At 40.7% G+C, this 17,374-nt stretch carries 17 protein-coding genes; 14 read left to right on the forward strand and 3 right to left on the reverse strand.

Annotated elements, in window-relative coordinates:
* The first annotated feature begins 48 nt into the window (after positions 1-48).
* The 3 genes from ABES03_RS17115 to modA all read left to right on the forward strand — a co-directional run bounded on the left by ABES03_RS17115 (position 49) and on the right by modA (position 3,950).
* Positions 49-1,116 carry an Ldh family oxidoreductase gene (locus tag ABES03_RS17115; protein WP_430118870.1) on the forward strand — a complete coding sequence of 356 codons (1,068 nt, stop codon included), beginning with the start codon at positions 49-51 and terminating at the stop codon, positions 1,114-1,116.
* Positions 1,117-1,451: 335 nt separating this feature from the next.
* A complete protein-coding gene (locus ABES03_RS17120) occupies positions 1,452-3,011 on the forward strand; it encodes a hypothetical protein (protein WP_430118872.1) in 1,560 nt (519 codons plus the stop codon).
* Between the two features lie 129 nt (positions 3,012-3,140).
* Positions 3,141-3,950, forward strand: a complete 810-nt coding sequence (gene modA / locus ABES03_RS17125) for a molybdate ABC transporter substrate-binding protein (protein WP_430118874.1) — start codon at positions 3,141-3,143, stop codon at positions 3,948-3,950.
* A 132-nt stretch (positions 3,951-4,082) separates the two neighbouring features.
* On the opposite strand, the gene ABES03_RS17130 is transcribed toward modA, so the two are convergent.
* Positions 4,083-4,781 carry a FadR/GntR family transcriptional regulator gene (locus ABES03_RS17130; protein WP_430118876.1) on the reverse strand — a complete coding sequence of 233 codons (699 nt, stop codon included), beginning with the start codon at positions 4,779-4,781 and terminating at the stop codon, positions 4,083-4,085.
* A gap of 381 nt (positions 4,782-5,162) precedes the next feature.
* Between ABES03_RS17130 and ABES03_RS17135 the strand changes: the two genes are divergently transcribed.
* The 7 genes from ABES03_RS17135 to ABES03_RS17165 all read left to right on the forward strand — a co-directional run bounded on the left by ABES03_RS17135 (position 5,163) and on the right by ABES03_RS17165 (position 13,320).
* Entirely contained in the window at positions 5,163-6,170 is a 1,008-nt protein-coding gene (locus ABES03_RS17135; RefSeq protein ID WP_430118878.1) for a DctP family TRAP transporter solute-binding subunit, read from the forward strand.
* 19 nt (positions 6,171-6,189) lie between these two features.
* Positions 6,190-6,768, forward strand: a complete 579-nt coding sequence (locus ABES03_RS17140; RefSeq protein ID WP_430118880.1) for a TRAP transporter small permease — start codon at positions 6,190-6,192, stop codon at positions 6,766-6,768.
* A gap of 14 nt (positions 6,769-6,782) precedes the next feature.
* Entirely contained in the window at positions 6,783-8,069 is a 1,287-nt protein-coding gene (locus ABES03_RS17145) for a TRAP transporter large permease (protein WP_430118882.1), read from the forward strand.
* Between the two features lie 102 nt (positions 8,070-8,171).
* Positions 8,172-9,155 carry a LacI family DNA-binding transcriptional regulator gene (locus tag ABES03_RS17150; protein WP_430118884.1) on the forward strand — a complete coding sequence of 328 codons (984 nt, stop codon included), beginning with the start codon at positions 8,172-8,174 and terminating at the stop codon, positions 9,153-9,155.
* A 204-nt stretch (positions 9,156-9,359) separates the two neighbouring features.
* A complete protein-coding gene (locus tag ABES03_RS17155) occupies positions 9,360-10,811 on the forward strand; it encodes a sucrose-specific PTS transporter subunit IIBC (RefSeq protein WP_430118886.1) in 1,452 nt (483 codons plus the stop codon).
* Between the two features lie 54 nt (positions 10,812-10,865).
* Positions 10,866-12,353, forward strand: a complete 1,488-nt coding sequence (locus ABES03_RS17160; protein WP_430118888.1) for a glycoside hydrolase family 32 protein — start codon at positions 10,866-10,868, stop codon at positions 12,351-12,353.
* Positions 12,354-12,357: 4 nt separating this feature from the next.
* Positions 12,358-13,320, forward strand: coding sequence for a carbohydrate kinase family protein (locus tag ABES03_RS17165; protein ID WP_430118890.1), 963 nt, complete (start codon positions 12,358-12,360; stop codon positions 13,318-13,320).
* Between the two features lie 118 nt (positions 13,321-13,438).
* Here the strand turns inward: ABES03_RS17165 and ABES03_RS17170 are convergent, their stop codons facing one another.
* Positions 13,439-14,464, reverse strand: coding sequence for a sensor domain-containing diguanylate cyclase (locus ABES03_RS17170; protein ID WP_430118892.1), 1,026 nt, complete (start codon positions 14,462-14,464; stop codon positions 13,439-13,441).
* Positions 14,465-14,747: 283 nt separating this feature from the next.
* On the opposite strand from ABES03_RS17170, the gene ABES03_RS17175 reads away from it, so the two are divergent.
* The 4 genes from ABES03_RS17175 to ABES03_RS17190 all read left to right on the forward strand — a co-directional run bounded on the left by ABES03_RS17175 (position 14,748) and on the right by ABES03_RS17190 (position 16,189).
* Positions 14,748-14,948 carry a hypothetical protein gene (locus ABES03_RS17175; protein WP_430118894.1) on the forward strand — a complete coding sequence of 67 codons (201 nt, stop codon included), beginning with the start codon at positions 14,748-14,750 and terminating at the stop codon, positions 14,946-14,948.
* 74 nt (positions 14,949-15,022) lie between these two features.
* Positions 15,023-15,385, forward strand: a complete 363-nt coding sequence (locus ABES03_RS17180) for a VOC family protein (protein WP_430118896.1) — start codon at positions 15,023-15,025, stop codon at positions 15,383-15,385.
* A gap of 86 nt (positions 15,386-15,471) precedes the next feature.
* Positions 15,472-15,765 carry an RNA polymerase alpha subunit C-terminal domain-containing protein gene (locus ABES03_RS17185; RefSeq protein ID WP_430118898.1) on the forward strand — a complete coding sequence of 98 codons (294 nt, stop codon included), beginning with the start codon at positions 15,472-15,474 and terminating at the stop codon, positions 15,763-15,765.
* Between the two features lie 46 nt (positions 15,766-15,811).
* Positions 15,812-16,189, forward strand: a complete 378-nt coding sequence (locus tag ABES03_RS17190; RefSeq protein WP_430118900.1) for a hotdog domain-containing protein — start codon at positions 15,812-15,814, stop codon at positions 16,187-16,189.
* 59 nt (positions 16,190-16,248) lie between these two features.
* Here the strand turns inward: ABES03_RS17190 and ABES03_RS17195 are convergent, their stop codons facing one another.
* On the reverse strand, positions 16,249-17,268 hold the full coding sequence (locus tag ABES03_RS17195; protein ID WP_430118902.1) for a DUF3231 family protein: 1,020 nt from the start codon (positions 17,266-17,268) through the stop codon (positions 16,249-16,251).
* Positions 17,269-17,374: the final 106 nt, after the last annotated feature.

A 17,374-nucleotide genomic window follows, 5' to 3' on the forward strand; every position in this document is an offset into this window, starting at 1 on the left:
GGCGCTTGCGCTTTTCTTTTAAGAAATTAACGTTGAGGGAGTTTACGAATGGGAACCTACAGTGAAAATAATCTTAAGAGTTTTTGCGAAGACCTCCTAATAAGAGTGGGAATGAACCAAGAGAACGCCTCTGTGGCTGCAGATTCATTAGTGAAGGCAAACCTTGAAGGTGTGGACAGCCACGGAATCAGCCGACTCCCCATCTATGTCAAACGGTTCAATGATGAGCGGATTAATGTGAATCCCGATATCAAACTGACTGAGCAGACCCCATCGGTTTTATTGGTTGATGGAGATAATGGCCTTGGCCATGTGGTTAGTTATCAGGCGATTTTAAAAGGAACAGAAATGGCTAAACAAAGCGGAATTACTGCTATTGCGATTAAAAATAGCAATCATTTCGGTACGGCCTCTTATTTTTGTCAGCTGGCTTGTGAGCAAAACCTCGCTTGTATCGGCTTCACCAATTCTCCGCCAGGCATTGCACCTTGGGGAGGGAAGAATGCTTTTTTTGGAACCAACCCCATTGCTTTTGGTTTTCCAACGGGGAATGATCAGCCCGTGATCATTGACTTATCTACCAGCATTGTCGCCAGAGGAAAAATTATTTTAGCAGCCAAGCAGGGGAATCCCATTCCTGATGGGTGGGCGATGGATGCGGATGGTCTTCCTACCAATGATGCGGAAGCGGCATTAAAGGGGTCTGTCTTGCCGTTAGGTGGAGCGAAGGGATCCGCATTAGCTTTAGCTGTAGAAATCTTAACGGGGATTCTGACCGGAGCGGCTTTTGGCCCTTATGTGAAAAATATTTACGATGAAGGGGAAGCGGGGAATGCCAATGTAGGGCACTTTTTCTTGTTGTTGGATATCGAAAAGTTTATGCATCTATCCACCTTTTTTGAGTCGCTCGAACATCTGTTAACGGAGATGAAAGAAGTTCCGAAAGCGCCAGGAACGAATGAAATCAGATATCCAGGGGAGAGAAGAAAGAGGGACAGGAAGCTGCGACAGTTGGCCGGAATTGAATTGTCGTCTAGTGTGGAAGAGGAACTCATTAGGCTGGGAGAAGAGTATAATGTCCCGTTTCCAGAGACTCTATCATTAGAAAAAATCTAAAGGGTACCTTTTCAGGTGCTTTCTTAATAAATACAAAAAAGACGTATGAATGGGCATACGTCTTTTTCTTTTTTTATGGAAAATAAGCTCGATTCATGAGTTCATCCAAATCGTCATAACTACTCATTCAATGTCCCATTATAGACGGTGTATATGTTAATTACCTATGAGTTTTGTCGCAAATCGTTAAGTTTTGTTTAGTTTCGTTAAGTTTTGTTAAGTTTTAATGAACAATGTTGTGGTATTATTTACTAAACGCGGTCAACATGATGAAATTATTTTATCGAATAATCAAATGTAAAAAGTAGGAATCCCATGAATGAGGTGAAAGGACAATGGCGTATCAAATAGAAAATATTCCACAGGAATCGACCCTGTTAAACCAATTTTTCATCATTGCTTTAGGTGGAAATTCCTATTTACATCCGTACATTGAAACTTTCTACCGGAATAATGAATGGGAATATTATGAGGCTTACAAAAGAAGTGAATTCACAGATCATCCTTTATTTTCAATGTACTCCACCCAAAGCGAGGAAAGAATTAGGAAAGTGGCAGGGATGGTAGCATGGTCAGAAGAAAACAGTGATTTTTCCCCAATCGAACAGCTTCTAAAAAAAGGCTACAAGTTTGTTTATCAATATATGCAACAACATTCATTCATTGATTTCGAACATTTTATGAGGACCTTTTCAAGAAGACAAAAAGGGAAAATGGTGAAAGAAATCGAACTGATTTACCAAAATATTGTCCTTTGGTTTTTGTGCGTTCGGGAAGATAGACCTTTCAATAGAGAGAATGTTGCTTGGAAATCTTTTCAGGATGTATTATGTACAACACTATATGAGATAAAATTGCAAAAAGTTATTTTTTCCAAGGACATGCTTGAAAAACACAAGAAAGAAATTGCACTTCTATATAAGGAATACAACATACCAAAAAATCCTCGTTTTGATTCTTTAGGGGGTTTGTTTGAGTACCTGATTAGTGATAACTTAAAGAGAATGTATGAAACAGACCCCAACTGTCCTACTGAACGTGCAGAGAAGAAGGTTTTTCAAGATACGCCTGCAAAATATATCGGAGCTTTGGGTGGCTGGCTTAAAACACTTCACATTTATGAGCTAGATGCAACAGAACAGATCCCATTGACGAAATACGATCTTGATGCGGTCTTTTTGGAAATTCTGTATGCCAAAAAATATAATTACATTACGAAACAGGATCAAGATTTATTTTTTATTTCCTGCTTGTATATTAAATGCGTTAGCTCCCTCTATCGAGAGACTAAAAACCTTTATCTGGATCATTCGAAAGTTGATTTCTTCCTTGAAATGAAAACCAAGGAGAAGAAATTAAAACAACAGGAAGCCAAGTTGTTACGAAGGAGTCAGGAGTGGGAGTCTACACTCAAAAGACAAACGAAAAAAATCGAGGGATTAACGAGCGAGCTTAGTGAGGCACAAGCAAAAATACGCCAATTGGAGCAGCATATTAATAGCTTGGAAGACTACACCGATGAAGTTCATGCACTCAGAAACTTTGTTTATCGTGAAGAACAGATGGATCCAACAGATCATCCACCTTTGGACACCATGATTGAATTTATTAAGTCAAAGAGAATTGTTATTTTTGGCGGTTCTATAACTTGGCAACAAAAATTAAGGGAGCATCTCCCAAACGTTGAATTTGTTGAAGTTGACGATAAAAATCGAGATATTTCCAAAATAAAACGAGTGGATGCCGTCTTTATAAATACAACCGTTTTTGCTCATTCTTTTTATAAAAAAATTATGAAGGAATTGAGTAACAGTCAAACACCTTTATTTTATATAAATGGACAAAGCAATATAGAAAAAACCACTTTAGAGATTTATAATTGGCTGGTAGAATAAGCTTTAATAGTCTTGAATGGATTTTTCTTCAACAAACAGGGGCGTTGATCTGAGACCGGTTACGCCTATTTTTGTTGTATGATAGGGTGAGTTGTTAAAAAAGGGAAATAGATAAAGGGGATAGCGGTTATGAACAAACGAAGTCTTTTCATTTACACGATGATACTAATATTTCTGATCGTGTCGGGATGTTCAGCCAATGAACAAACGAAAAAGCCAGAAGAGCAGAATCAAGAAGTTTCTGAAAAGAAAGTGGAGCTGACGATTTCAGCAGCGGCTAGTTTACAAGATGCCTTAAATGAGATCAAAGCAACCTTTGAGAAAGATCATTCTATTGTGAAAATAAACTATAACTTCGGATCTTCAGGAGCACTCGGGCAACAAATTTCTCAGGGAGCACCTGTCGACCTTTTCTTCTCTGCCGCTAAGGACAAATTTGATAAGCTGGTTCAAGATGGACTAATCGACAAGTCAAAAGGAACAGATCTAGTAGGAAATGAACTAGTATTAGTGGTACCGAACGATTCAAAAAAAGAGATTAAAGCATTCAAGGACCTTACCAAAACAGCTAGAATTTCCATTGGTACGCCAGAAGCAGTGCCAGCAGGACAATATGCGAAGGAAACATTAGAAAAATTAAATGTTTGGAAAGCCCTTGAAGGGAAAGTGGTATATGCCAAGGATGTTCGGCAGGTGCTTACATATGTAGAGACGAACAATGTGGACGCAGGATTGGTCTATAAAACAGATGCTTTGATTTCTAAAAAGGTGAAAATTGTAGCAACTGCAGAGGAAAATACTCACGCCCCTATTATTTATCCATTAGGTGTGATTAAGAATAGCAGCCATCCTAAAGAAGCCCAACTATTCTACGATTATCTTCAAAGTGAAACATCAATGAAAATTTTAGAGAAGTATGGTTTTAAAGGGATAAATTAATATACGAAATGTAATAAAGAAACTCGCCACTTACTATGGCGAGTTTTCTTTTTTATAGGTGCAAAATGCACGTAATTTAAAAAAACACTTCAAAGTTGAACCCATTGCAATCGTGCAGAACGGCCTTCTTCCTTATGCTTCAGTTACAGCATTTTCCGTAATCGAGCGTTCTACACTTTCAAGATGTTCCTTCATACATTGCTGCGCTAACTCTGAATTTCTTTGTTTGATCGCTTTTAAAATTTCCGTATGTTCTTGAACGGATTGTAAGGCACGACCGGGAATTTGCATGGTTTTACTTCGTGACTCAGACAATAAATCAATAAGATAATTCATAATCCCGGTTAAAACGGTATTCTTTGAGTTATTGGCTATTGTTATATGAAATTTATGATCCAATTCCGCTAGTCTCTTATAATCGATCGTTTCTTTGACGATTTCATTTGATTCATTCACAATTTGCTCTAACTCGGTGAATTGGTCATTCTTCGAGTTCTCAATTGCCCACTTGACGGTCCATTCTTCGAGGATTTTTCGGACTGAGAAAAAGTCCTTGATCTGTTCCGTTGAGACAAAAAGTGCTTCCGTCACCTTTTGAATTTGATGTTCGGGTGAGGCAACAAATACGCCAGTTCCATGCTTCACTTGTAGGTATCCATAGGCTTCGAGAATTTTATAGGCTTCCCTCACCGTATTTCTGCTCACGGAAAGTTCCATCCCCATTTCTCTTTCTCCAGGAATTCGTTCCCCCACTTGGTATTCTCCAGCTTGGATTTTTCTCTTAATACTGTCTGCTACCTGTTCAGAAATCCCTTTTCTATTAAATTCCACTTTATCACTGCTCCCTCCGTTAAATCGAAGCGCATTTTATGTTTTTAATAATCTAGTACATATATACTAGTTGCTCTTAATTTTATTTAAGCACTGAGTAAATAACTTGTAAATGGTTTCCATTAATTTTTGGGTTTTATTGGTTAGGTGACCCAACCAGTGCCAGTGTACTTTCATTAAACCATTTTTACTGTTACTAAGCAATAAATATTTTTTATAGGAAAAATAATATTTTTTTTTTTAGAAAATTGAAATATAATTAATTTAGTGGTTGGGTGACTGAACCATACTGGAGAGGAGGAATACATATTATTAATAGCTAACCAGGTAGATTTTTTCGAAAATATGAAAGGGCTTACAAATTGGTAGGGAGGTTAAGAAATGAAAAAAGCTTCTGTCTTCGTTCTCATAGTGTTAACCTGTTTATTCATGATTAGCGGCTGTTCCAGTACCAGTACGGCAACAAGTAAAGGCACAGATGCAGAGTATGTTTTAAGGCTCGGACATTTGCAGACAGAAACTCATCCTTATCATAAGGGAGCTTTAAAGTTTAAAGAGCTTGTTGAAAAAGAGTCAAAGGGAAGAATTAGAATTGATATTTTCCCTAGTAGCCAGTTAGGAAACGGGAGGGATCAGATTGAGGGAGCCCAAATCGGATCGATTCACTTTCACATCGGTTCCGTTGCTCCAGTGACTAATTTTGCCCCGAAGTTTAATGTACTCAATCTCCCTTATTTATTTGAAAGTCGTGAGCATGCATTTAGGGTTCTCGATGGAGAAATCGGTAAGGAACTTGGAGACGATTTGTCCAATCGGGGGTTGATGAATCTAGGGTTTATGGAAAACGGCTGGAGACATATGACCAATAATGTAAAGCCAATTAAAACGGCTAAAGATGCAGCAAGTATGAAAATTAGGGTCCAGGAATCGCCACCTTATATCTCGTTTGTGAAGGCATTGAAATCAACTCCTGTTCCGGTACCGTTTGGGGAACTTTATACCGCGCTGGAGCAGCATGTAGTAGATGGCCAGGAAAACCCGCTTGCGCAGATTTATTTGAACAAATTTAATGAAGTTCAAAAGTATTTGACGTTAACCGCTCATAATTATGACGCCGCTGTTTTTATTATGAGTAAAACCACCTATGACACGCTGCCAAAGGATTTGCAAAAGGTGATCACAAAAGCATCCAAGGAAGCGATTCAATATGAAAGAAAGGTAGCTTTAGAGGATGAGAAACAACTGCTTGAGGACCTAAGAAAGACAGATATTCAAATAGAGGAAAACCCTGATTTAGACTCCTTTAGAGAAGCGGTTAAACCAGTATACAAAGAGTTTGAAGGCTCCATTGGAAAAGATCTGCTGGAAAAAATAGAAAGCTTAAAATAATCATGTGGAGGTGCATTCAATGAAAGGGTTTATGACGGAACTGAGTAAAAAGGTGAACAAAGCCAGTCAATTTCTCTTAATCTTCTTTTTCGTGGTTGCTTTCGTGGCTGCTGTGTATCAAGTATTTTCCCGGTTTGTTTTACAAAGTTCCATCGTGCAAAAGATGCTTCCAATGGTTGACTTTTCCGTATTCAATTTAAGCTGGGCAGAAGAGCTCATTCGTTATATGTTTGTCTGGATTGTTTTCTTAGGAATCGGAATTGTCTATAAAAGCAAGGAACATGCACAGGTGGAAATTTTACTTCATTATTTGCCTGAAAAGTTGAAAGGTAAGCTGCAAGTCCTCATTGAAGTCATCAACTCCGCTGTCTTTCTATTTTTGATCGTCTATGGCTGGAGCATCTTAAAATTTACCAGTCAACAAATATCCCCTTCTATGGGATTGAATATGACCCTGATTTATGGATCCGTACTCGTCTGTTCACTCATATGTCTTCTTCATTCTTTTGTTTCCATACTTGATTTGGTAGTGGGAAAAGAGGAAAAGGCTCAGATTGTTCAGGTAGAAGTCGGAAAAGAGAATCCCCATATAGGATAGAAGGAGGAAGATGAATGACAGTAGCAGTTATTGTTCTGGTTGTCCTGTTTGTATTAATGTTTCTGGGTGTTCCCATTGCCATTTCTTTAATATTAGCATCCATTTCCGGCTTTTTATCTAGCATCTACTATGTTCCGTTAGAAGTTGTTCCTCAAAGATTATTAACCTCTGTAGATTCGTTTCCACTTCTGGCTATTCCCTTTTTTATGCTGACAGGTGAATTTATGATGTCTGGCAGTATGGGAAAAAGGATTGCGGGTTTTGCTTTTGCATCGGTCGGCTGGCTGCGTGCCGGTTTAGCACAGGTTTCGACGTTAACAAGTATGTTCTTCGCTGGAATTTCGGGATCAGGTGCAGCAGACACGGCCGCTGTCGGTAAAATGATGATCCCCATGATGGAGAAGAAAGGGTATGATAAAGGATTTGCCGCTGCTACGGTTGCGAGTGCGGGAACCATCGCAGTCGTTATTCCACCATCCATTCCAATGATTGTGTACGGAGTAACCGCAGGCGTTTCAATTGGGGATTTGTTTACGGCCGGGATTGTCCCTGGAATCTTGATTGGTTTGTCGATTATGATGTTAAACTATTGGCTAACCAAAAAGAACAACTATTCTGAGGAGAACATGAAGTTTGAATTCTCCTCCTTTAAAAAGACCTTTTTTGAAGGAATATTGGCATTAATTCTTCCGTTAATTATCATTTTTGGAATCAGGGGAGGGATTTTTACTCCGACTGAGGCTGGTGCTATCGCCGCCGCCTATGCTTTTATTATCAATAAATTTGTCTATAAGGATATGGATTGGAAGGATATTCCTGAGGCTTTTATTAAGGCCGGAAAAATGACGGGGATGGTTGTCTTTATTATTGCAGCTGCGAATCTATTTGGCTGGCTGCTAACCGCTGAACAAATCCCGAAGCTGCTTGTTAACCTAGTAACAGGCTTTTCCGATAATCGTTATCTCATCCTGCTTATGTTCACGGTCATCTTCTTTATCGCAGGCTGTTTCTTGAACGCATCTGCAGCTATTACGATCTTAACACCACTATTGCTGCCAATTGCACTTGCAGCAGGAATTGATCCGGTCTTCTTTGGACTTATTATGGTCGTCAATTTGTCTATCGGACTCATCACACCACCAGTTGGATTAGACCTCTTTGTCGTAAAAGGTATCGCCGACATTTCCTATGATAAATTGGTCCGATCGATTGCACCATTCATCGTCGTCATGGTCGCTGACCTACTAATCATCACCTTCTTCCCGGCATTATCGATGTTTTGGGTGACCATGGGTAAATAAAAATTTGGGGACAGTCCCCCGCCGCTTTACAGCGGTGGGGGACTGTCCCTGTTTTGTGATATTATAGGTATATGAATTTGAAATGTAACGAGGTTGAGGAACATGAGTACAATTTTGGATATTGCCAAGCTTGCGGGTGTGGCGAAGAGTACGGTGTCTCGGTATTTGAATGGTGGTTCTGTTGGGGAAGCGACCAAAAAGAAAATTGAACAGGCAATCAAGGAGACCGGGTATACTCCCAATCCGTTTGCGCAAAGCTTGAAAGCAAAGAAAACCAATATTATTGGCACGATTGTCCCCAGGCTGGATTCCTATGCTTCTTCGCAGACGTTAATTGGCATCGATGAACAATTAAAGCAACTGAATTATCAAATGCTAATCTCCAATACCAGTCAAAGTCTGGAACGAGAGATTGAAAGCATTTATAGCTTCGCCAATCAAAAAATGGCGGGGATTATTTTGCTTGCGACTGAAATCACGGATCAGCATATCAAGGCCTTTGAAACGGTTAACGTTCCTGTCCTGTTAATTGGACAAGAGCATGAGGACTTTCATAGTCTGATCCATGATGATTTCAACGCTGGGTATGAGATGGGAAGATATGTCCTTGAAAAGGGATACCGGAAAATTGCTTATCTAGGCGTAACCGAAAGGGATATTGCTGTTGGGGTGAAGCGAAAGCAGGGCTTTACAAAGGCTATTCAAGAAGTAGCGGATTGCGAGGTTCGATTCTATGAGACTTTGTTCAAGATTCCCGCTGCGCAAGCGAGTGCAACGGAAATCATCCGTGAATTCCAGCCCTCTATCATTGTTTGTGCGACCGATAATATTGCCCTTGGGGTTCTGAAGGCAGCGTATACTGAGGGGCTGAAAATTCCCGAGGATTTAGCGGTAACGGGTTTTGGCGGCTATGATGTGACAGAAATCATCCATCCGAGCTTAACGACTGCGAAGTTTTTTTACAAGGAAGCAGGGGAAACGGCAGCAAGGCAAATGGTCGAGTTAGTCAATGAACGCCATGTGGAAAAAATAATCGTTTCTAAATTTGAAATTATTGAACGAGAAAGCGTTGACAATTTCTTTTAGCGTATCCTATAATAAAAACAACGAAACCGGTTCCAATCAAGAGAACCTTTTCACTTGGTCACAAGCGAATTCGGTTTCTCTTTTCTTCTTTTATTTTTTTAACTTAATTTGGAACCGGTTCCACAAACGGAGTGGTTTCTATTTTTACTCTGAAATGGAACCGGTTCCTAAAACCAAATCCAAACAAAAAAGAGAGGGATTAAGATGGATCATAAGAAAATCGCACGGGAAGTTCTCGATGCCATTGGTGGTCGGGAAAATGTATCAGCTGCAGCGCATTGCGCCACACGTCTGCGTCTAGTTTTACACGATGAATCACTCGTTAATCAAGCAGGGTTGGATCAAATGGATGCTGTAAAAGGGACTTTTTCAACAGGAGGTCAGTTTCAAATTATCTTAGGTGCTGGGACGGTGAACGAGGTCTATAAGCACTTGGCGAAGATGACTGGTCAAACGGAAATGTCAACGAGTGATGTAAAAGACGCGGCTTCGAAGAAACTGAATCCCATTCAGCAACTCGTCAAAATGCTGTCAGACATTTTCGTTCCGATCATCCCAGCGATCGTAGCTGGCGGTTTACTCATGGGGATCAACAATATCTTAACAGCCCCAGATTTGTTTATTGAAGGAAAATCCTTAGTGGATACCAATCCGGAAATGGCGGATTTAGCGGCACTCATTAATACTTTTGCCAACGCAGCCTTTGTTTTTTTACCGATATTAATTGGTTTTTCAGCAACGAAGCGGTTTGGAGGGAACCCATTCCTAGGGGCCACTCTTGGCATGTTAATGGTTCATCCGGACTTATTAAATGGGTACGGTTACGGTGCCGCGTTACTAAAACATGAAGTACCAGTTTGGAATATTTTTGGCTTGGAGATTGAAAAGGTAGGCTATCAGGGAACGGTTCTTCCTGTCCTTGCGGCGTCATTCATTTTGGCAAAAATGGAAACATACCTACGGAAGGTTGTACCATCTGCATTAGACAATCTATTAACACCGTTATTCTCGATCTTTATAACCGGGATTTTAACGTTCACATTGGTAGGACCGCTAACACGATCAGCTGGTAATCTACTAACAGATGGAATCGTTTGGATGTATGACACAACAGGGGTCATTGGCGGAATCATCTTTGGTCTGCTTTATGCACCGATTGTTATTACAGGTATGCACCATAGCTTTATTGCAGTAGAAACACAATTGCTTGCCGATGTGGCGAAAACGGGAGGATCGTTTATCTTTGTCATTGCGGCGATGTCAAACATTGCGCAAGGTGCGGCGACTCTAGCCGTGCTTAAGACTACGAAAAATGCGAAAATTAAGGGAACGGCTTCCGCAGCAGGAATTTCTGCTTTATTAGGGATTACGGAGCCAGCTATGTTTGGGGTTAATTTGAAATTACGCTATCCATTTATTGGGGCCATTACAGGTTCTGCCGTCGGGTCTGGCTTTGTGACGATGTTCAAGGTGAAAGCGACGGCGTTAGGAGCCGCTGGAATTCCAGGAGTGATCTCCATTCGCCCGGATACGATTATTTCTTATATTATCGGTATGGCTATTGCATTTGTCGTCGCCTTTATTGTCACAATTGTTTTAGCAAAAAGGGACGAAAAAAAGGGCATGAAACAATCATCTGATCAAAGAGCAGCATAATAAAAAAAGAGGAGAATCCCGTGATTCTCCTTTCTGTATTAGGAGTGTATCAGCATGGAATGGACAAAAGAGCAACGATACAGAAGCATGGACGATGTGAGCGAAGAGGAAATCCAAGGGTTAACGAAACTCGTGCATCAATGTCCATGGCGGCAGGCTTTTCATATTCAGCCTGTGACAGGATTGCTAAACGACCCAAATGGCTTTAGTTATTTTAATGGGGAATACCATTTATTCTATCAGTGGTTTCCACTCGGTCCAGTTCATGGGTTGAAGCATTGGTACCATACGAAGTCTAAAGACCTTGTTCATTGGGAAGAGGTCGGAATGGGCATTATGCCGTCGAATGAATTTGACAGCCATGGGGCCTACTCTGGAAGCGGTATTGAGCATGATGGAAAATTATATTTACTATACACGGGCAACACGCGCGATGAGCAGTGGAATCGGCACCCGTATCAATGCTTGGCTGTGATGAGTCCGGATGGAAGCATTGTGAAAATGGATGCTCCGGTGATTGCAGATGTTCCTAGTGGTTTTACCGATCATTTTCGTGACCCGAAAGTTTGGAAACAAGGTGATCACTTCTACGCGGTGATTGGCGCACAGAGGGAAAATGAGACAGGAACAGTCGTTTTATACCGCTCTTGTGATTTGAAAAATTGGCAGTTTGCGGGCGAAGTGAAGACCGGCTTAGGTGAGGACTTCGGTTATATGTGGGAATGTCCGGATTATTTTGAGCTGGATGAGCAAGGAGTGTTGCTTTTTTCTCCACAAGGGTTACAAGTGGAAGGCGACCACTATCAAAATATATATCAATCAGGGTATGTTATTGGAAGTCCTATAGATTTAGAGACTATCGAACTAAAGCATGGTGCTTTTCATGAGTTGGATCGCGGGTTTGATTTTTACGCACCGCAAACGACGGTGGATCCTGAGGGACGCCGGATTTTAGTCGGCTGGATGGGCTTGCCGGAGATTGACTATCCCACTGATAAAAATGGCTGGGCTCACTGTTTAACCCTTCCTCGGGAACTTTCGGTTCGTGAAGGAAAGCTGATTCAGCAGCCAGTCACTGAGCTTGAATTGCTTCGCGGTAAAAAGGTGGAAAACAGCCAAACGGTCGTGAATGAACATGTTGCTTTAAAGGATTTTGAGGGAGACATGTATGAGCTTCTTGTGGAATTCTCTGATTTTACTGCCGAGGAGTTTGGTTTGGAGCTCCGGGTCGGTGAAGATGAGAAAACCGTCATTAAATATGATGCAGTGGAGAAAAAGGTTGTGTTTGATCGGACGCAATCCGGCGAAGCCTTTGCTGAGGAGTTTGGTACCGTTCGAAAATGTACGTTGGACGCTGAGACGATTTCGTTCCGAATTTTTGTGGATGTTTCCTCTGTTGAAGTGTTTGTAAATGACGGCGAGGAAGTGTTTACGGGGAGGATTTTCCCTGGAGAAAATAGCAACGGAATCCGAATGTTTGCACGCGGGGGCCAAACGGAGGTAACGGCGGTTAAATGGGAGATCAAAGAGGGACAGAGGTGACAGAATGGGAAAGCTTTTTTCGATTGGTGAAGTGTTAATCGATTTTATTCCTCTTCAAAAAGGAGCGGCCTTAAAGGATGTGGTTGCGTTTGAGAGAGCGCCAGGGGGTGCACCGGCCAATGTGGCTGCGGCCGTTGCCAAATATGGGCAGAAAGCAGCGATGATTTCAAAAGTAGGGAACGATGCGTTTGGCGACTTTTTAATCGAGAAGCTTGTCGAGGCTGGTGTGGAGACGGACAAAATATACCGGACGGGGGAAGCGAACACGGCTTTGGCTTTTGTCTCGTTAAAAGAAAACGGCGAACGTGATTTCTCGTTTTACCGTAATCCTTCGGCTGACTTACTGTTAAGCGAGGAGGAGATCGAACCCGCGTGGTTCAAAACGGGGGATATTCTCCACTTTTGCTCGGTTGATTTAGTGGAAAGCCCGATGAAGCAGGCGCATACGAAAGCGATCGCGGCTGTTTCTGCTACGGGAGGCTTGGTCAGTTTTGACCCCAATGTGAGGCTTCCGCTTTGGGATGACCCAGAGGACTGTCGTAAGGCGATTCTCGAATTTTTACCGGCAGCTGACATCGTCAAGGTGTCGGACGAAGAGCTTTCGTTTATTACTGGAATACAAGAGGAGTCGGATGCGATCCATTCGTTATTCGTTGGAAACGTGAAGGCCGTCGTCTACACAAAGGGCGCAGCTGGAGCGGATTTGTATTTAAAGGATGAGATCTTTAAATCGAGCGGATACTCGGTGGAACCGGTGGATACAACCGGAGCAGGTGATGCTTTCATTGGTGGATTTTTATATCAATTGCTAGAATTACAGGCAAACCCGGGTAACGTGGAAGAAGTACTTAGAAGAAATGCAGCCGATATCCTCCGATTTGCGAACGCAAGCGGCGCCTTCACCACAACAGGAAAAGGAGCGATCTCCGCGCTGCCGAGCAAAGAAGAGGTGGAGAGCCTAATATAAAGTTTGGGGGGACAGTCCCCCGGCGCTTTAACGCAGCGGGGGACTGACCCCCTTTTTTGACCCCCTTTTTTGACCCCCTTTTTTGACCCCCTTTTTTGACCCCCTTTTTTGTTGCCTATTAAGCTACTGTATTTCTCCCGTTATTTTTCGCTTGGTATAAGGCTTTATCGGCTAATTCTAGTAATTCCAGGGGATTCTTATCTTTGGTGGGAATTAGGGAAGCCACGCCAAAGCTCATGGTTACCGAGTTATTGAGCTTAGACCATTCATGAGGAATGTTTAATTGCTCAACTTCTTGTCGGATTCTTTCTGCTAGGAAACGAGCTTCATGTGCATCCTTTTTTGGCAGGATAATGGCAAATTCCTCGCCCCCATACCTTGCACAGATGGCCTCATACGAATTCATAATATCCTTGACCCGATTGGATATATCTATTAAACACTGATCCCCCAATAAATGACCGTAGTGATCGTTGTAGCATTTAAAATAATCGACATCGAACAAAATGACTGAAAGAGAGTTTTGGCTTTTATAGAGGAACTGCCAATAATAATCCAGCATCTTATCAAAATACCTTCGATTAAATAAGGAGGTTAATCCATCCACATTTGATAGGTATTCCAGCTTCTTCTCAAGCTCCTTGCTTTTTGTAATGTCATTTCGAATGACAATATATTGAAAGGGCTTATTATATTTGTCTAAGAACGGAACAATCGTTGTAGATGTCCAATAGTATGTACCACTTTTTGTTTTATTTCGAATTTCTCCGCTCCACACCTTTCCTTGAGTAACAGTATTCCAAAGGTCTCTAAAAAACTCTTTGGAATGATAGCTGCTATTTAATATTCGCATGTTTTTTCCTTTTAGTTCTTCAATAGAGTATTCGGAAAGGCGGCAGAATTTTTCATTCGCATATAAGATATTGGCTGATTTATCGACGATTTGAACAAGATTGGACTCGTCTAAGGCGAATTTTAAATCCTGAAGATCTTTAAGGGTATCCAGATAATTTTTCTCCAATTCATTCCGATGCTTACTATTAGGAAACAATTTATCTAGAAATTTATTTTTAATATAAAATGTAATAAATAACGCTACTACTGTAATAAGAGAAGTATCCATTACCTCATGATAAAAGCTCATTATTGTACCCCTTCACATGCTCATGAATGATTAAATTGGTAAGAAAGACCTAATTACTATTTTAAAAGTAAAGACATTGAATATGTATTGTCCATTTTATGACATTTTTACCGGAAAGTATTATATTAGTCTTTCCTTAAGATTTGCTTAACAGTGGGTGTAGTGGGTGTAGTAGTTGGATTGGCGAGTAAAAGGGGAAAATGACGAGTAATTTGTGAAGTTGACGAATAAAACGAGGAAGTAGACGAGTAAATCATGAATTTAGACGAGTAAATTATCTAAAGTGACGAGTAGACGACAGAGACAGTTCGGCTGGCAATTGGGGTCAGTTCCCTGCTGCTTTACAGCAGCGGAGGACTGGTACCAAGGAATCCGAGTTTGTGCTGTATCTATCCTTCACTTAAGCTACAAAAGCTGTGTTGACCAAGGTGAAGGTTATTTTGGTATGCAAAGACTAGCATTAGTGGGGGAAAAGTTGGATTAAAGCAGGTGATTTCTGGCATTAACAAGAATGATTAATATGAATAAATAAATCGAGAAATTAAAGGAGGATAAAATATGAGTCAAGTTTGTGTAATTGGAATTTATGTACCTAATATTCAGAAGGCTATTGATTTTTATACTACAGTTTTAGGGTTTGAAGTAAATAAACAATATGGGTCCAAAATTGTAACACTCGTTCATGGAGATTTACCAATAGTTTTAGAGGAATCAGAAAAATCTTCATGTGCTACAAATAGCAATACTTTAGGAGTGGTCTTAGGATTAAAAACTGAAGATATAAATCATACAGTTAAATTGTTAAAGGAACATAAGGTTGATTTTATTGTTGATGAGCCAACAAAATGTCCTCCAGGTAAATATATTAGTTTTCGAGATCCATTCGGGAATGTCTTAGAGTATCTGCAATTTGATTTTTAGTTTGGAATGAAGCAAAGCTAAAAATGGGACTTACTTTTTACATCAGAAATGATATGAATTAAAAAAATTGTTGGAGACATCTTACTATGACCCATCCGAAGAACAATCTAAAGGTTTGCAGCAAAGGCCATGCCTATTATAAGAGTAGCGATTGTCCAACCTGTCCGATTTGTGAGAAGGAGCGCAAACCTGAAAGTGGATTTCTTGCACTGCTATCAGCACCTGCAAGACGGGTCTTGGAAAACAATGAGGTGACTACTTTAGAGAGGCTATCAACCTATAGTGAAAAGGAAATTTTGCAGTTTCATGGGATGGGACCAGCTTCGTTGCCCAAACTTAGGGCTGCTTTGAAGGAAATTGGCTTATACTTTAAAGACTAATTTTTGGGTTATTCTTGATCACCATACCTTCAGGGAGGAGATTTATGTGCCATTAAAAGTAGGCAAAATCATTACGTTTGAGCGGACTTTTACGGTAAGGGATGTAGAGTTATTTACAGAGGTATCAGGTGATGCAGGAATTCATCATCTAACCCCAGATGAACAGGGAAGGCTTGTCGTGCAAGGGTTGTTGACTGCTACATTACCGACAAAAGTAGGTGGGGATCATAACGTACTGGCCCGAAATATGAATTTTGAGTTTTTGCGGCCTGTGTTTACGGGGGATACTATCATTTGTGAAGTTACAATTGAAAAATATGAACGGCAAGAGAATAATAGAACGGCTATTATTGCGTCTTTTTTATGTAAAAATCAGAATGAAAAAGAGGTTTTAAAAGGGGAATTTTCAGGGGTAATCCTATGAATTCAATGGGGACAGTCCCCCACTGCTTTAAAGCGGCGGGGGACTGTCCCCATTTTTAACTATGATTTCTTCGCCAGGGATTTTCTATCAATAGTTTCCGGTTGTTTTTCTAACCAGCCGTGTTTCACGAGGATGGTGTAACAGAAGGTGCCGGCCTCCATGGCATGGGTGAATACTTTGTAGTAGTTTAGCATGATATCCGACCGTAAGCTGGAACCCAATGCTGCCCCATAATAGGACAGAGCTGCATTAACCAAAAATGCTGCGTGAAACATCATCAATTTGTCCGAAAATGGACTGATGGTTGAATCTGTAATCTCTACATCCCACTTTTCGGGAATGGGTAGATGATCTTGTTTTAAGATAGCGTCAAAGCTATCCGCATCTTTCCCCGCTAATTTCACGTTTTTTATCATAAAATTTCGAACGTCTTCCGATTTTGCCACCTGACTAAAAGCAATACTTAACGACCGGATAAATCCAGTTTTCTTTGAATTAAAGAAAAGGGTGCTGATTTCGGAACTATTCAGTGGTCTTTTGTCCCCGATTAAATTATCAATGATTCCTGCTGATTCAACAAACTCCGGTCCATGTGGGGAAGGAATGGAGGGTACGCTTGAAAATTTCGGTTGATCTTTCGCCAGTTGCTGGATTTTTTGGAACAACTCGTTCGTTTGTCTCGTACATTCAAAAAAGTAATTTTGAAGGTCCTGTCGCTCTAAGGTGGTAATTGCTAAGCTATACGCAGGTAACCCGTGTAGGCTCATTATATAAGAGTAAAAAAGGATAAATTGATCAGAAAACAGGCGCGGGGCATTCAGATTGACGTCCGCCTCTGTAAAGCCGATCGGAACCTGGAAATGAGCAGCTTTCAGAAATTCCTTGATTTTCGTGATGTGGATCTCAGATAATTGTAAGGAGATTTTTACAATTTCCTTTATGTCTTTATTTTCAATAATTGTAAGAAAATATTTGTACATACAGATGGCCATGCTGTCGCCCATATATTGGAGCCAAAGAGCAGAAACCTCTGAGACCGTTAAGGAATCAGCCTTCTTTTTTTTATTAAAAATCCCCAAAAGGAATACCTCCAATTATTGTTACATTTTCATGTATTTACTATTGTGTGATTATTTTATGATATTAGGAAAGAAGTATACCTACAGAGTTTGGGGACAGTCCCCC

Origin of the sequence: Neobacillus rhizosphaerae, assembly GCF_050477885.1 — a bacterium.
GTDB lineage: Bacteria > Bacillota > Bacilli > Bacillales > Cytobacillaceae > Neobacillus > Neobacillus rhizosphaerae_A.

Bases quoted from the DNA above. Each gene is read 5' to 3' on its own strand.
- ABES03_RS17115 (WP_430118870.1), top strand. From the start codon at position 49: ATGGGAACCTACAGTGAAAATAATCTTAAGAGTTTTTGCGAAGACCTC.
- ABES03_RS17120 (WP_430118872.1), top strand. From the start codon at position 1,452: ATGGCGTATCAAATAGAAAATATTCCACAGGAATCGACCCTGTTAAAC.
- modA (WP_430118874.1), top strand. From the start codon at position 3,141: ATGAACAAACGAAGTCTTTTCATTTACACGATGATACTAATATTTCTG.
- ABES03_RS17135 (WP_430118878.1), top strand. From the start codon at position 5,163: ATGAAAAAAGCTTCTGTCTTCGTTCTCATAGTGTTAACCTGTTTATTC.
- ABES03_RS17140 (WP_430118880.1), top strand. From the start codon at position 6,190: ATGAAAGGGTTTATGACGGAACTGAGTAAAAAGGTGAACAAAGCCAGT.
- ABES03_RS17145 (WP_430118882.1), top strand. From the start codon at position 6,783: ATGACAGTAGCAGTTATTGTTCTGGTTGTCCTGTTTGTATTAATGTTT.
- ABES03_RS17150 (WP_430118884.1), top strand. From the start codon at position 8,172: ATGAGTACAATTTTGGATATTGCCAAGCTTGCGGGTGTGGCGAAGAGT.
- ABES03_RS17155 (WP_430118886.1), top strand. From the start codon at position 9,360: ATGGATCATAAGAAAATCGCACGGGAAGTTCTCGATGCCATTGGTGGT.
- ABES03_RS17160 (WP_430118888.1), top strand. From the start codon at position 10,866: ATGGAATGGACAAAAGAGCAACGATACAGAAGCATGGACGATGTGAGC.
- ABES03_RS17165 (WP_430118890.1), top strand. From the start codon at position 12,358: ATGGGAAAGCTTTTTTCGATTGGTGAAGTGTTAATCGATTTTATTCCT.
- ABES03_RS17170 (WP_430118892.1), bottom strand. From the start codon at position 14,464: ATGAGCTTTTATCATGAGGTAATGGATACTTCTCTTATTACAGTAGTA.
- ABES03_RS17180 (WP_430118896.1), top strand. From the start codon at position 15,023: ATGAGTCAAGTTTGTGTAATTGGAATTTATGTACCTAATATTCAGAAG.
- ABES03_RS17185 (WP_430118898.1), top strand. From the start codon at position 15,472: ATGACCCATCCGAAGAACAATCTAAAGGTTTGCAGCAAAGGCCATGCC.